The 15,096-nt window shown below is 67.5% G+C and carries 9 protein-coding genes; 4 read left to right on the forward strand and 5 right to left on the reverse strand.

All coding sequences use genetic code 11. The features are described from left to right. Nucleotides 1-32: 32 nt before the first annotated feature. The 5 genes from ACSQ3O_RS25925 to ACSQ3O_RS25945 form a co-directional block, all read right to left on the reverse strand. On the reverse strand, nucleotides 33-464 hold the full coding sequence (locus ACSQ3O_RS25925; RefSeq protein WP_249368352.1) for a hypothetical protein: 432 nt from the start codon (nucleotides 462-464) through the stop codon (nucleotides 33-35). Between the two features lie 103 nt (nucleotides 465-567). Next, nucleotides 568-2,331: an MFS transporter gene (locus ACSQ3O_RS25930; RefSeq protein ID WP_436140946.1), complete on the reverse strand. Its 1,764-nt coding sequence runs from the start codon at nucleotides 2,329-2,331 to the stop codon at nucleotides 568-570. 81 nt (nucleotides 2,332-2,412) lie between these two features. Continuing rightward, complete coding sequence (locus ACSQ3O_RS25935; RefSeq protein WP_436140947.1) at nucleotides 2,413-3,909, reverse strand: DUF3999 family protein; 1,497 nt, start codon at nucleotides 3,907-3,909, stop codon at nucleotides 2,413-2,415. Beyond that, a complete protein-coding gene (locus ACSQ3O_RS25940) occupies nucleotides 3,906-6,869 on the reverse strand; it encodes a DUF2339 domain-containing protein (RefSeq protein WP_436140948.1) in 2,964 nt (987 codons plus the stop codon). Before ACSQ3O_RS25940 ends, ACSQ3O_RS25935 begins: the two co-directional genes overlap by 4 nt. A gap of 343 nt (nucleotides 6,870-7,212) precedes the next feature. Continuing rightward, nucleotides 7,213-7,698: an Lrp/AsnC family transcriptional regulator gene (locus tag ACSQ3O_RS25945; protein WP_137749371.1), complete on the reverse strand. Its 486-nt coding sequence runs from the start codon at nucleotides 7,696-7,698 to the stop codon at nucleotides 7,213-7,215. Between the two features lie 188 nt (nucleotides 7,699-7,886). On the opposite strand from ACSQ3O_RS25945, the gene ACSQ3O_RS25950 reads away from it, so the two are divergent. From ACSQ3O_RS25950 to secF, 4 genes are all read left to right on the forward strand, one after another. Beyond that, nucleotides 7,887-11,462, forward strand: a complete 3,576-nt coding sequence (locus tag ACSQ3O_RS25950) for an indolepyruvate ferredoxin oxidoreductase family protein (RefSeq protein ID WP_436140949.1) — start codon at nucleotides 7,887-7,889, stop codon at nucleotides 11,460-11,462. A gap of 300 nt (nucleotides 11,463-11,762) precedes the next feature. Further along, on the forward strand, nucleotides 11,763-12,098 hold the full coding sequence (gene yajC, locus ACSQ3O_RS25955; RefSeq protein WP_094289651.1) for a preprotein translocase subunit YajC: 336 nt from the start codon (nucleotides 11,763-11,765) through the stop codon (nucleotides 12,096-12,098). 134 nt (nucleotides 12,099-12,232) lie between these two features. Beyond that, nucleotides 12,233-14,116 carry a protein translocase subunit SecD gene (secD, locus tag ACSQ3O_RS25960; protein WP_436140950.1) on the forward strand — a complete coding sequence of 628 codons (1,884 nt, stop codon included), beginning with the start codon at nucleotides 12,233-12,235 and terminating at the stop codon, nucleotides 14,114-14,116. A gap of 12 nt (nucleotides 14,117-14,128) precedes the next feature. Continuing rightward, on the forward strand, nucleotides 14,129-15,079 hold the full coding sequence (gene secF, locus ACSQ3O_RS25965; protein ID WP_436140951.1) for a protein translocase subunit SecF: 951 nt from the start codon (nucleotides 14,129-14,131) through the stop codon (nucleotides 15,077-15,079). Nucleotides 15,080-15,096 lie beyond the last annotated feature (17 nt).

Consider the following 15,096-nt stretch of genomic DNA (forward strand, 5'->3'; position numbering starts at 1 on the left):
ATAGCTATCAAAACAAGAGTGAATCACCGCCTTCAGGGGCAGGCCACCCGGGCCGCCTCGGTCTCCACGCGGGGGGCCGCAGCCGCCGCCGCGAACGCCATGGCCGGGGGCACGGTCACGGTGCGCAGCCGGTCGCCGTCGATGCGGTACTCGTACTCGCGCGTCGAGCCCACCATCTCGGTGCGAAAGCTGCTGCTGGCCATGGTGGCCGCATACACCTGGGGCCGCACCACCTGGTAGCGGTAGGTGGTGGTGGACACGCCACTGGAGGTCTTGCAGACGGAGTCGAACTGATCGTCCTTGAACTGCAGCGTGCAGCGGCCCGAGCTGTCTTCGGCCTTCTCACCGGCAGGCGTGTGCAGCACGATCTTGGTAGCGCGCCAGCAGCCGAGCAGGGCGGGGTCGGGTGCGGCGGCGTGGATGGCAGGGGCCCCAAGGGCCAGGGCCCAAAGGGCAGAACGCAAATAGCTCGGCATGCGGAATGGGCGGCCCCGCCAGGGGCACGCGGTCAAGCTGGGAAGGCCGCCATGGTAGGCGAAGCCGGGGAGGCTCCCCCCATGCAGGCGCCTACTCCACCGACCACCGCGTCACGCGCGGCGGGGCATCGCCCACATGGAAGGCCAGCTTGCGGTCCCGCAGCGCCACGTCCGAGGCGGTCACGCGGTCGAAGCGCCGCAGGTGCTCCGTCCACGACTCGTCCTCGATGCGCTCCACATAGCGAGCGGGCTGGGCGATGTCGTGCAGCAGTTGCCAGCCCAGCGCGCCCTGGCGCAGGCGGCTGCGGCGGCTTTCCTGCATCACGGCGCGGAATTCAGGGGCGCGGACGGGGTCGATGAAGTATTCGATGGTGACCACCACATGCCCCGCGCCGGGCGGCACTTCGGCCACCGGGGCCTTGAAGGCGCGCGAAGGGCTGAGGTCTTCTTCCATGCTGCGGTCGGCCACCAGACGCTGCACCAGCAACATGGCCACCACGCCGGTGGCGGCGGCAATGCCCAGGCTCACATGCACGTCGGTGACCGTGGCCACCTGGCCCCACACGGCAGCGCCCAGCGCGGTGGCGCCCATGATGGACATCTGGTAGATGGACATGCCGCGCGCCCGCACCCAGTTGGGCAGGGCAAGCTGGGCCGACACGCTGAGCGAATTGGCCGTGGTGATCCACGCCATGCCCGCCACGAACATCGCGGGCACGGCCACATACACGTTGGGCGCCACGGCCATCACGCCCGTGGCGGCGGCCTGCAGCGCCGTGCCGCGTATCACCAGCACATCGCGCGCCATGGCCTGGCGCAGGCGCGGCAAAAACATGGCCGCCGTGATGGCGCCCGCGCCCATGCTGGCCAGCAGCAGCGTAAAGGTGCCCGCGCCGCCGCCTTCGAGCCCCTTGGCCAGCAGCGGCAGCAGGGCCAGCAGCGCGGTGGCGTGCAGGAAGAAGACGGAGATGCGCCACAGCACAGCCCGCATGCGCGGCGACTGGCGCACAAACTGCAAGCCCACGCGCATGGCGCTGGTCAGCTTTTCGCGGCCCAGCGGGCTGGGCGTGTGCACCCGCTTCCAGCGCATGATGGTGAAGCCGGAAACGATGGACAGCACCGCGTTGAGCACAAACACCCAGGCGCTGCCCGCACTCGCGATGATGGCGCCCGCCAGCAACGGGCCGATGATGCGCGAGGCGTTCATGGCCACACCGTTGAGCGCGAGCGCGGCAGGCAGTTGTGGGCGGCTGACCAGCTCGGGCACGATGGCCGCGAACACCGGCCAGCGCATGGCCAGGCCGATGCCGTTGGCAAAGGTGAGCGCCAGCAGCAGCGGCGCCGTCATGCCCCCAGCCAGGATGGCCACACACAGCACCAGCGCAACGGCCGCCACCCAGAACTGCGTGGCGATGAAGTAGCGCCGCCGGTCCAGGATGTCGGCCAGCGCGCCGCTGGGCAGGCCCAGCAAGAAGACGGGCAGCGTGGAGGCGGTCTGCACCAGCGCCACCAGCACGGGCGAGGTGGTGAGCGTGGTCATGAGCCAGGCGGCGGCCACGTCGTTCATCCACATGCAGGTGTTGGCCGCCACCCAGGTGAGCCAGAGCATGCGGAACACGGGGACGGACAGCGGGGCCAGGGGTGAGAGCGAGGCGGCCTGGTTCAGCGCCGCAGGCCCAGCGCCGAGCTGCGCGGCGACGGATTCCTCCGTGCCCTGGGCCAGATCTGCTGCGCGCGCGGCGCGGTCTGCGGCTGCGTCGTCCTGCGGCGGGGCGCCCGGGTTCAGAGCCTGCGGGTCAGGGGAGGGCGGGGGCGCAACGCTGCGCGGGCTTTCGTGGGACGGCAATGGCGGCATGTCTGCACATTGTGCGACGGTTGGCGCAGCCGTGGTGGTTCAACGCCCAATAGCCGACTGCAGGCATGCCCCCGCGCTTCGTCACGCCACATCGGTCGACTCAGCCGCTGCCTGCTTGTCCGCCTGTTGGGTCTGCCGCAGCAGCAGCCAGGCCATTAGCGCCAGCGCGGCCACGCCTGCCACCAGCACACCCCACAGCACGGCACTGCGCAAGGAGACCCCGCTGCTCACGGCGGCTGCAGGCACCAGCGCGCCGCCCGCAGGCGAGCCGCCGGTGATGTCGGCCCGCGCCACATCCACCTGCGCAAGGGGCAGGCTGTTTTCTTGCTGGGGCTGGTAGCCCGGCACCAGGCTCGCCAGGGGCAGGAAGGCGCTGGCTGCCCCCGTGGCGCCGGTCAACCCAGCCGCCAGGGTGAAGGGGCCCTGCCCGCTGGCCAGAAAGACCAGCTGCACGGGCTCGAACTGCAGCGCCACCTGGGGCGCGGCCGCAAAGCCGGGCGTCTTGGCGTCGGCCTCGATCTTGACCTCGCGCACCGAGGCGCCGCCCAGCTCGATGGGGCCGCTGGCCTGTTCCTTTCCGCCCGTGGCCATCTTGTAGACCACGGCACTGGCCAGTGGCGACCAGGGCTGCTCGCGGTGGTTGCGGCCCAGCACGCGCACCGGGATCAGAACATTGCTGACGGGCGGCGTGATGGCGAGCGCGGCCACCGGCGTGGCAAACGGCAGGGCCAGCACCAGCTCGCGGGGTTGGGCTTGGAATTGGGTCAGCGGGGGCATGGCCAGGCGGGCGCTGACACGTTCGCGCGCCACTGCGCTGTGCGTGGTGACCAGCGTGGCGCCGCGCAGGGTCACGGCGGCGTCGCCCCAGGTCACGCGCAGGTAGTGGCCCTGGAGGCTGGTGCGGTGCAGGTCGATCTGCTCGGCACCCAGGCGGCCCGGCGCGGCGGGGGTGGCGGCGGCATCGGCGCGGTAGAGCACCGTCTCGGCCAGTGGCCGCCAGGTTTTCAGGTCTTGGCTGGACTGCACCTGGAAGGTGACCGGCTGCCCGGCGGGCAGGTCCGCATCCAGGGCCATGCGGGCCACGGGCTGCTGCAGGCCGCGCGCATCCAGCAGCGCACCCCGGACGACCTGGGCGGCCTGGGCACCCGCCGTGCCGGGCGTGTCGATCTGCACCACCCGCTGGCCCTGGCGCTCTTCGATGCGCAGCGACAGGCCTTCGAGTGGGGCCGATCCCGCCGTAGTCGCCGTAGTGGCCGAGCCCAGGATGGGGTAGGCAGGCAGCACCACCGAGGCCTCTGGCGCAGGGGCCGCCGCCACCCCCGCCAGGGCCATGGGCACGGGCTGGCCCGCGCTGTTGAAGAGGCGCACATCGGCATAGCCCGGGCTTTGCAGGCGCACCAGCACCTCGGCGGGCAGGGCGACGCGCTGCAGCGGCGCATCGGCGGCCAGCGCCACAGGGATGCGGATGGCATAGGAGGCAGGGCTGCTGGCATCGGCTGCCGCCCGCGCGGCACCGGCGGACAGGGACAGGGCGGCGGCTGCCAGCACCAGGAACCGTTTGGTTTGGAGGGTGGTCATGACGGCATCTCCTGTTCCGATGGCGCCACCGGCGGCGTTCCAGGCGCTGCAGGCGTTGGCGCGGCCTTGGGCGGCAGCGGCGCAAAGTAGCCCACCACCAGCATCAGCACACCCACGGCGATGAAGGCAATGATGCGCTCGGCCCCACCGGCATTGGACAGGTCGATCACCAGCAGCTTGACCACCACCACGCCCAGCAGGCCCGCGCCCACCAGCCACAGCGGCCGCTGCGCGCGGCGGTGCGCCAGCACCATCATGCTGAGCGCCAGCAACGTCCACAGGATGGCGTAGCCGGTCTGCACCACAAAGCTGTTGAACAGCGCCGAAGCATCCCAACGCACACCGAAGAAGTGGTGGGCCACGCGCAGCCACACGGTGTTGATGACGATGAACGCGAGCAGCGCCAGGGCCACCAGCGCGTTGCGCCCCGTGGCCCAGCCCGTGCCCGCCGGGGGCGGCGCCGCAGACAGCAGCACCCGCCGCCAGAACACCAGGCTGCCCAGCGCCAGCGCCAGCGTGAGGTCGGTGGGGTTGAGCAGCGGGATGTAGGGCAGCGGCGCGGTGTGGCCCGACGAATGCACGGCGGCCAGCAGTGCGCCCCCAAACACCAGCACCGCCAGGGGCAGCGCGGCCAGACCGTAGTACGCCTCGGCATGGGGGTTGAGTGGCCAGGGCAGCGCCGCGCGTGCAGCGGGCTGGTGGCCACGCCCCGCCCAGAGCGCCAGCAGCATCAGCACCGCAATGGCGCTGACCAGCAGGACCACACCGGCCCATGAAGTGCGCCACAGCTCGCCCTTGGCGATGCCGGACCACAGGCAGTCGGCCAGCAGCAAGGTCACCAGCCAGGCGGTGGCGGCGTGGAACCAGCCGAAGCGCGAGGCGCCATGGGAGGGCAAGCCCTCCGCGCCCGCCGCCTGCAAGCGGTCGGTCTGCAACAGCATCCACCCATGCAGCGCCAGCACGACGGGCCACACGGCCCAGGCGGGCGTGGTCAGCACGCGGTGGCCATCCACCACCTGCGCGACAAAACCCAGCGCCAGCACGGCGATGGTGCCGCGCGCGGGCCAGGTGGCCACGGCCCAGCGCGTGCGCAGGCCCAGCACCATCGACAGGGCGGCGCTGACCACCACGGCCAACATGCCCAGCAGCTCGGCAACGCGGCCCGAAAACACCGGCACAGGCCACTGGTTCGCCTCGGTGGCGGGCACGCTGCGCGTGATCTCCAGCCACCAGGCCAGGCACCAGAACACAAAACCGTAGAGGTAGGCCGGGCTGGACAGCTGCGCCTCCACGCCTGCATAGCCCCGCGCCCAGGATGAGCCACTGTGTGGCAGCGGCTGGCGCAGCCACCAGGCCAGCAGCAGCGCGGGCAGCGCAATCAGCAGGGCGCCGATGAAGGCCGGGTTGGCCAGTGGCAGGGACGAGACCTGCAGGCCGCCACCGTCCACACCGGACATGAAAACCAGCATCGCCACGCCCTGCAGCACCAGGCCAAAGGCACGCGGCATCCAGCGCGCCTGGCGCATGCCGACCCAGAAGGCGCCTGCGCCTTCGAGCGCCCAGACCGCCGAGGTCCACCGCGCATCCAGCGCGAGCGGCACGGCCAGCGTGGCAAAACCCACGCCGATGGCGATGAAACATTCAATGAGCAGGCGCCAGCTGGCTTGCGCGCGGCGCACCAGAACGGTCGCGGTCAGCAGGTAGACCGCCGCAAAGGCCAGCGCCGAGAAAGCCGCACCCAGCTCGAAGGGCTGCACCAGCCCCGCCTGCAGGCCGAAGCCCACGAGTGGCGTGCCAAAGACCAGCATGGTGTCCACCGTGTGGCCCAGCTTGGTCGGCGTGTTGCGCGCATACAGGATGGCGGTGAACAGGTAGATGAGCACAAAGACCGCAAGGAAGGGCTGCGTGCTGGCGTAGTGATCGGGGACATATTTGAGTGCCCCCCAGGCCGTGGCCACGCCAAAGGTGGCCACAAAGCCCACCACGTTCAGCACCCGCCACGAGCGCTTGTGGGCGATGAAAAGAATCGCCAGATTGAGCAGCGTGTAGTAGCTGAACAGGCCCACGTGGCTGCCCTGGCCGGTGGACAGCAGGATGGGCGCCGCAAAGCCGCCCGCAAACGCCGCCACCGCCAGGGCGCGCGAGTCCTGCAGCAGCGCCAGCGCGCAGCTGGCCGCGCAGACCACGATCATCAGCCCGAAGGCCCACAGCGGTGGCAACAGCCCATAGAGCCGGAAGGCCGCAAACACGGTGAGGTACATCACCGCCACGCCGCCGCCCTGCAGGGCCAGCGCAAAACCGGGTTTGTCGGTGCGCTTGCGGAACCCCACCACCAGCAGTGCAATGCCCACCGCGGCGACGGTGGCCAGGCGGAACTCGACCGGCAGCAGCCCGGCGGAGGCGGCGTAGCGGGCGAGGAAGGACAGGCCGATGAACAGAATCACCAGCCCCACACGCACGATGGTGTTGCCGCCCAGAAGCCAGTTTTTGGCGGCGAGCACGGCCAGGTCGATGGGGTTGGGCTGGGCGGGCTGTGCCGTCTTGCGGGGCGCGGCCGGCGGGATGGGCGCGTCCGCGCGTGCGGTTGCCGGGGCGGAAGCCGGAACGCGCGGCAGGCCTTGGGGCGTGAGTTCGCCGGTCCAAAAAGCGTCGTCCGCGTCCCGGGGGCTGTCGATGGCAGCGGGACGTGGCGGAGGTGCGGGTGGCACGGGCCCCTGCGCCACGGGCGGTGCCGCCACAGGCCGCTCTTCCGCAACTGCTGCCTGCGGTGCCAGCGTGGGCGGGGCGACGGCCTTTGCGGCCTGCGCCTGCAGTTCGGTGCGGATGGCGGAGCGGATTGCCCAGCGCAGCGACAGCCCGGCGAAAAAGCCCAGGATGCCGCCCACAAACGGCCCGAAGTCGCCGTAGCCACCGAACCACGACCCCAGCACCGCGCCCCAGAAAATGCCCCAGATGATCATGCCGCCCTCGCCCTCTTGGTGGGCTCCGGTCGGCAGGCCCTGGGCCTGTGCGCGAAAGGAGCCGTTCTATTGGTAGACCCACCGGCAACTGCTCGCGCCGCCACCTTGCGGGCGGGTGATGGAGAGAGTGCGTGCGGCGGCTTGGCAGCCCCGCTGTGGTTCCGCAGGCTTATACAGCACACCCCGCGCAGGAACCACGCCCTAACGCCTTGTCACCTTGCAGGTCGCCCAGCCATATCGCGCCCTTCACCTTGGGGCGAGGGCCTGTTCTGCCGGGATGACATGCCAAAACGGGCCCTGCCGCTCGTCCATCAAGCACTATTAGCTATCAATAAAATAGCATCTACCCTTTGACCCGTGCGAGGTGCGCCAGTGGCAGTGCCCCGCTGGCCTTGACTTCGCCCAGCGAGAAGCTGGTGTGCATGTCTTTCACGTTGGGCAGGTTAAGCAGCACGTCGCGCGCGAACTGGGAGAAGCTGTCCAGGTCCCGCGCCACCACCTGCAGCTCGAAGGTGCCGGTGCCGCTGATGTAGTGGCAGGACACGACCTCGGGGATCTGGCGGATGGCTTCCTCCATCTTGCGCGTGAGGTTGCCGGTGCTGCGGTCGGCATCCAGCCGCACAAAGGCCAGCACCCCCAGGCCGATCTTGTGCCGGTCGATCTCGGCGCGGTAGCCCTTGATGAAGCCTTGTTCCTCCAGCGCCCGCACGCGCCGCCAGCAAGGCGCGGCCGACAGGCCCACGCGCTGGGCCAGCTCGGCATTCGTCAGGCGGGCGTCAGCCTGTAGCTCGTTGAGGATGGCGATATCGAATTTGTCGAGAGTGTTCACAAAGCGGCCAAAAAGAGAAAGATCCTTTCTCAGAATAGCCTAAACACGGCACACAACGCAAAGACATATCAGCCACGCAGACATACACTTACCTCCACATTGGAGCCGCTGCCCTAAACGGGCGGATGGCCCCTGCCCCACCGGCCCACAAGGCCCGGCCCCACAAAGAAGCCATTGGAGACATAGCCATGAATGCCCCGTTGCCCGAATCCATCCGCAAGGCGCTGGAAACCGTCACCCTCGACGACAAATACTCCCTGGACCACGGCCGGGCCTTCATGAGCGGGGTGCAAGCCTTGGTGCGCCTGCCCATGCTGCAGCGCCAGCGCGATGCCGCCGCCGGGCTGAACACCGCCGGCTTCATCAGCGGCTACCGGGGCTCCCCGCTGGGCACCTACGACCAGGCGCTCTGGGCCGCCAAGAAGCACCTGGCGGCCAACAACATCGTCTTTCAGCCCGGCGTGAACGAAGAACTGGGCGCCACCGCCGTCTGGGGCACGCAGCAGCTGGACCTGTACCCACAAAGCAAGAAGTTCGACGGCGTATTCGGCATCTGGTACGGCAAGGGTCCCGGTGTGGACCGCTGCTCGGACGTGTTCAAGCACGCCAACATGGCCGGCACGGCCAAACACGGCGGCGTGATTGCGATTGCGGGCGACGACCACATCAGCAAGAGCAGCACGGCCGCGCACCAGAGCGACCACATCTTCAAGGCCTGCGGCACACCGGTGTTCTTTCCGAGCAGCGTGCAGGAGATTTTGGACATGGGCCTGCACGCCTTCGCCATGAGCCGCTTCTCGGGCGTGTGGTCGGGCATGAAGACCATCCAGGAAGTGGTGGAGTCCTCCAGCAGCATCAACATCGACCCCGACCGCGTGAAGATCGTCATGCCCGAGGACTTCGCGATGCCGCCCGGCGGCCTGCACATCCGCTGGCCCGACGCGCCGCTGGAGCAGGAAGCGCGCCTGATGGACTACAAGTGGTATGCGGCCCTCGCGTACATCCGCGCCAACAAGCTCAACTACAACGTCATTGAAGGCAAAAACGACCGCTTCGGCATCATCGCCAGCGGCAAGGCCTACAACGACACGCGCCAGGCCCTGGTGGACCTGGGCCTCGATGACGACACCTGCCGCCAGCTCGGTATCCGCGTGCACAAGGTCAATGTGGTCTGGCCGCTCGAAGCAACCATCACGCGCGACTTTGCCGAGGGCCTGCAGGAAATCCTGGTGGTGGAGGAAAAGCGCCAGGTCATCGAGTACCAGCTGAAAGAAGAGCTGTACAACTGGCGCTCGGACGTGCGCCCCCACGTGCTGGGCAAGTTCGACGAGCCCGAGGGCGACGCCACGGGTGGCGAATGGTCCATGCCCAACCCCAGCCAGAACTGGCTGCTGCGCGCCAAGGCCGACCTGACGCCCGCCATCATCGCCAAGGCGATTGCCAAGCGCCTGAAGAAGCTGGGCGTCTCCGGCGACATCATCGCCCGCATGGATGCGCGCATCGCCGTCATTGAGGCGAGCGAGCGTGGCATGGCCGAGCTGAAGGTGGACACGGGCGAGCGCGCGCCCTGGTTCTGCAGCGGCTGCCCACACAACACCAGCACCCGCGTGCCCGAAGGCTCGCGCGCCGTGGCTGGCATCGGCTGCCACTACATGGCCAACTGGATGCCCGACCGCAAGACCAGCACCTTCACGCAGATGGGTGGCGAGGGCGTGACCTGGGTGGGCCAGGCACCGTTCACCACCGACCAGCATGTGTTTGCCAACTTGGGCGACGGCACGTACTTCCACAGCGGGCTGCTGGCCATCCGCCAGAGCATTGCAGCAGGCACCAGCATCACCTACAAGGTGCTCTACAACGACGCGGTGGCCATGACCGGCGGCCAGACCGTGGGCGAGCGGCCCGAGGGCCACTCGGTGCTGCAGATCATGAACAGCCTGAAGTCCGAAGGTGTGGTCAAGCTGATCATCGTGACCGACGAGCCGCAGAAGTACGACGGCGTGGCGCTGGCCGATGGCGTGACGGTGCACCACCGCGACGAGCTCGACACGCTGCAGCGCCAGTTCCGCGAGATCAAGGGCTGCACGGTCATCATCTATGACCAGACCTGCGCCACCGAAAAGCGCCGCCGCCGCAAGCGCGGCACGCTGGCCACGCCCGACAAGACCGTGGTCATCAACGACCTGGTGTGCGAGGGCTGCGGCGACTGCTCGACCAAGTCCAACTGCCTCTCCGTGGAGCCGGTGGAGACGGAGTTCGGCCGCAAGCGCCGCATCAACCAGAGCACCTGCAACAAGGACTACTCCTGCGTCAACGGCTTCTGTCCGAGCTTCGTCACGGTGGAAGGCGGCAAGCTCAAGAAGCCCAAGAAGGAAAAGAAGGGCGACCTGTCGGCGCTGCCCTCCATTCCTGAACCGGTGCTGCCGGTGGCGGAAAGCGCCTGGGGCATCGTGGTCGGCGGCGTGGGCGGCACGGGCGTGATCACCATCGGCTCGCTGCTGGGCATGGCCGCGCACCTGGATGGCAAGGGCGTCATCACGCAGGACGCGGGCGGCCTGGCCCAAAAGGGCGGCGCCACCTGGAGCCATATCCAGATCGCCAACCGTCCCGAAGCCATCTACACCACCAAGGTCGATACCGCCAAAGCCGACCTGGTGATCGGTTGCGACTCCATCGTGGCGGCACACAAGTACACGCTGACGGTCATGCAGCCGGGCCGCACCTTTGTGGCGCTGAACACCCACAGCACGCCCACGGCGGCTTTTGTGACCAACCCGGACTGGCAGTTCCCCGGCGCCAATTGCGACAGCGCGATTGCCGCAGCGGTCGGCGCAGGCGGTGTGGGCAGCTTTGACGCCGAGCAGGTGGCCACGCAGCTGCTGGGCGACAGCATCTACACCAACCCGCTGATGCTGGGCTACGCCTGGCAAAAGGGCCGCGTGCCGCTCACGCTGGCGTCGCTGATGCGCGCCATGGAGCTGAACGGCGTGCAGGTGGACAACAACAAGGCTGCGTTTGAATGGGGCCGCCGCTGCGCGCACGATCTGGCGTCGGTGCAGGCGTTGTTCCAGGCAGCGCAGGTGATCCAATTTGTGAAGAAGCCTTCGCTCACCGACATGGTGGCCAAGCGGGTGGAATTCCTGACCGGCTACCAGCATGCCGCCTACGCGTCCGAGTACCAGGCGTTTGTCGAGAAGGTGAAGGCGGCAGAAGCGAATCTGGGCAGCAGCACCCGCCTGTCCGAGGCCGTGGCCCGCTACCTGTTCAAGCTCATGGCCTACAAGGACGAGTACGAAGTGGCGCGCCTGCACACCGACAAGGCCTTCACAGACAAGATCGCCAACATGTTCGAAGGCGACTACAAGCTGGTGCACCACCTGGCGCCGCCGATGACGGCCAAGAAGAACGACAAGGGCGAACTCGTCAAACAACCGTTTGGCCCCTGGATGCGCAGTGCCTTTGGCCTGCTGGCCAAGATGAAGGGCCTGCGTGGCACGGCGCTCGACATCTTCGGCAAGACCGAGGAGCGCCGCATGGAGCGTGCGCTGATCGTGGAATACCGCGCCTGCATCGACGAGCTGCTTGCCCGCCTGAACGCCGACAACCTGGCCCTGGCGGTGGAGATTGCCCGCATCCCCGAAGAGATCCGTGGCTACGGCCATGTGAAGGAGCGCCACCTGGCCGCCGCCCGCCCCAAGTGGGACGCCCTGATGGCCCAGTGGCGCAGCGGCCAGGGAGCCCCCAGCCACCGTCAGGCCGCTTGAAGTTCTGCGAACCAGCAGCACCTTTGCAGAGAAGCCCGCGCTTGCGCGGGCTTTTTACTATCAAAATGAGAGCTATTAGCGCTTATCCAATGCGCGCAAAGGCCGATTTTTAATGGTGTTTGACTGCCCGCCTGTTGCGCCCTGGCCCCCTGCACAAACACCCGGTGCAGGCCTGGGTCTTACCCCTTGGGGGGCGGGCAAGGCGCCGCATACAATGTCCTGTTCCGCCCTGGCGGGCGCGTTGGCGCTGGCTGTTGGCGGTTTTTGTGTATTTTGACCATCCGTTGTGGAGTCCCGTCCGTGTTTATTTCTTCCGCTTTTGCCCAAACCGCACCTGCCGCAGCCGCTGGTGGCGGCGACATGATGTCCACGCTCACGGGCATGCTGCCCCTGGTGCTCATGTTCGTGGTGCTGTACTTCGTCATGATCCGCCCCCAGATGAAGCGCCAGAAGGAACACCGCGCCATGATCGACGCCATCGCCAAGGGCGATGAAGTGGCCACCGCCGGGGGCATTCTGGGCAAGGTCACGCGCCTGTCCGAAGGTTTCCTGCACATCGAGATCGCCAGCAACGTGGAAGTGCAGATCCAGCGCAGCGCCGTGGTGCAGGTCCTGCCCAAGGGCTCCGTCAAGTAATCAATGAACAGCCCCTGCGGGCGCTGCACACTGCCTCCCGTCGCCTGCGCAGCGCGCAGACCGGGTGACGGAGCCAGCGCAGCAGGGCGGCCCTTGCACGGCATTGGCTGGCAGGGCGTGGAAAAGGCGTAAACATGAACCGTTATCCGGTCTGGAAGTACGCGATCCTGGTGATCGTGCTGCTGGTGGGGGCCTTGTACACCCTGCCCAATTTCTTTGGCGAAGCCCCTGCGGTGCAGGTGTCGTCGGCCAAGGCCACCGTCAAGGTGGACACCGCCGTGCAGCAGCGGGTGGAAGAAGCCCTCAAGGCCGCAGGCGTCACGCCCGACTTCGTGGCGCTGGAAGGCAACTCGGTGCGTGCACGTTTTGACACGCCCGACACCCAGCTCAAGGCCAAGGACGCCATCCAGAAGGCCCTGGTGCCCGATGCCAACGACGCCTCGTACATCGTGGCGCTGAACCTGGTGTCGCGCTCGCCCCTGTGGCTCAAGGCCTTGCACGCCAACCCCATGTACCTGGGTCTGGACCTGCGCGGCGGCGTGCACTTCATGCTGCAAGTGGACATGCAGGCGGCCCTGACCAAGAAGGCCGAGTCGTACGCGGGCGACATCCGCACCGCGCTGCGCGACAAGAGCATCCGCCACGGCGGCATCAGCCGCGAAGGCCAGAACATCGACATCAAGGTGCGCGACGAGGCCACGCTCACGGCCACCCGCAACCTGATTGCCGACCAGTTCACCGACCTGCAGGTCACCAGCACGCCCGAAGGCACCGAGTTCAAGCTGCGCGCCTCCATCAAGCCCGAGGCCACACGCCGCGTGCAGGAACAAGCCCTCAAGCAGAACATCGTCACGCTGCACAACCGCATCAACGAACTGGGTGTGGCCGAGCCCGTGATCCAGCAACAGGGTCTGGACCGCATCGTGGTGCAGTTGCCCGGCGTGCAGGACACCGCCAAGGCCAAGGACATTCTGGGCCGCACTGCCACGCTGGAAGTGCGTCTGGTGGACGAAGGCACCGAAGCGCGCGCCGCCGAAACCGGCCGGGGCCCCGTGCCGTTCGGCTCCGAACGCTACCTGGAGCGCAGTGGCCAGCCCGTGATCGTGAAGAAGCAGGTCATCCTGACCGGCGAGAACCTGACGGACGCCCAGCCCGGCTTTGACGGCCAGACGCAGGAGCCCACAGTGAACCTCACGCTGGACGCCAAGGGCTCGCGCATCTTCAAGGACATCACGCGCGAGAACATCGGCAAGCGCATGGCCATCGTGCTGTTCGAAAAGGGCAAGGGCGAGGTGGTCACGGCCCCCGTGATCCGCTCCGAAATCGGCGGCGGCCGCGTGCAGATCTCTGGCCGCATGACCACAGCCGAGGCCAATGACACCTCGCTGCTGCTGCGCGCTGGCTCCCTGGCCGCGCCCATGGAAATCATCGAGGAATACACCATCGGCCCCAGCCTGGGCGCCGACAACATCGAGCGTGGCATCCACAGCGTGGTCTGGGGCATGGTCGCGATTGCGGTGTTCATGTGCATCTACTACGCGCTGTTTGGTGTGTTCTCCACCGTGGCGCTGGCCGTGAACGTGCTGCTGCTGCTGGCCATCCTGTCCATGCTGCAGGCCACGCTGACCTTGCCCGGCATTGCCGCCATGGCGCTGGCGCTGGGTGTGGCCATCGACTCCAACGTTCTGATCAACGAACGCATCCGCGAGGAACTGCGCGACGGGGTCTCGCCGCAGGCGGCCATCCACGCAGGCTACGAACGTGCCTGGACCACGATCCTGGACTCGAACGTGACCACGCTGATCGCGGGCCTGGCGCTGCTGGCCTTCGGCTCCGGCCCGGTGCGCGGCTTTGCCGTGGTGCACTGCATCGGCATCCTGACCAGCATGTTCTCGGCCGTGTTCTTCTCGCGCGGCCTGGTTAACCTGTGGTACGGCCGCCAGAAAAAACTCAAGAGCGTGTCGATCGGCCAGGTGTGGAAGCCTGAACCCGATAGCGCTGTGGCCAAGACGAACTAAAGGAGGAAGACCATGGAATTCTTCCGCATCCGAAAAGACATCCCCTTCATGAAGCACGCGTTGATCTTCAACGCGATCTCCTTCATCACCTTTGCGCTGGCCGTGTTCTTCCTGGTCACGCGCGGACTGCACCTGTCGGTGGAGTTCACGGGCGGCACCGTGATGGAAGTGGCCTACAGCCAACCCGCCGAGCTGGCCAAGGTCCGCGAGACCGTCTCCGGCCTTGGCTACGCCGACGTGCAGGTGCAGAACTTCGGCACCGCGCGCGACGTGATGATCCGCCTGCCGGTGCAAAAGGGCGTGACCTCTGCGCAGCAAAGCGAACAGGTGCTGGGTGCGCTCAAGGCCGCCGACCCCGAAGTCACACTGCGCCGCACCGAGTTCGTGGGCCCGCAGGTGGGCGAGGAACTGGTGCACGGCGGCCTGATGGCACTGGCCATGGTGGTCGTGGGCATCGTGATCTACCTGGCCTTCCGCTTCGAGTGGAAGTTCGGCGTCGCGGCCATCATTGCCAACCTGCACGACGTGGTGATCATCCTGGGCTTCTTCGCGTTCTTCCAGTGGGAGTTCTCGCTGGCGGTGCTGGCCGGCGTGCTCGCGGTGCTGGGCTACTCGGTGAACGAGTCGGTCGTGATCTTCGACCGGATCCGCGAGGCCTTCCGCAAGTACCGCAAGATGAACACCCACGAGGTGATCGACCACGCCATCACGAGCACGATGAGCCGCACGATCATCACCCATGCCTCTACCGAAGCGATGGTGCTGTCGATGCTCTTCTTTGGCGGCCCGAGCCTGCACTACTTCGCCATGGCACTGACCATCGGGATTCTGTTCGGCATCTATTCGTCTGTGTTCGTGGCCGCTGCCATTGCCATGTGGCTCGGGGTCAAGCGCGAGGATCTTGTCAAGCCTGCCAAAAAGGAAGGGGATCCCAACGATCCCCATGCCGGAGCGACGGTTTGACCCGCTAATATCTGCCT

The organism is Acidovorax sp. LjRoot74 (assembly GCF_964254355.1).
Lineage (GTDB): Bacteria > Pseudomonadota > Gammaproteobacteria > Burkholderiales > Burkholderiaceae_C > Acidovorax.

What these genes read in the sequence shown, in the direction of transcription:
- ACSQ3O_RS25930 (WP_436140946.1), bottom strand. Translation starts at nt 2,331, where the DNA reads ATGCCGCCATTGCCGTCCCACGAAAGCCCGCGCAGCGTTGCGCCCCCG.
- ACSQ3O_RS25935 (WP_436140947.1), bottom strand. Translation starts at nt 3,909, where the DNA reads ATGACCACCCTCCAAACCAAACGGTTCCTGGTGCTGGCAGCCGCCGCC.
- ACSQ3O_RS25940 (WP_436140948.1), bottom strand. Translation starts at nt 6,869, where the DNA reads ATGATCATCTGGGGCATTTTCTGGGGCGCGGTGCTGGGGTCGTGGTTC.
- ACSQ3O_RS25950 (WP_436140949.1), top strand. Translation starts at nt 7,887, where the DNA reads ATGAATGCCCCGTTGCCCGAATCCATCCGCAAGGCGCTGGAAACCGTC.
- secD (WP_436140950.1), top strand. Translation starts at nt 12,233, where the DNA reads ATGAACCGTTATCCGGTCTGGAAGTACGCGATCCTGGTGATCGTGCTG.
- secF (WP_436140951.1), top strand. Translation starts at nt 14,129, where the DNA reads ATGGAATTCTTCCGCATCCGAAAAGACATCCCCTTCATGAAGCACGCG.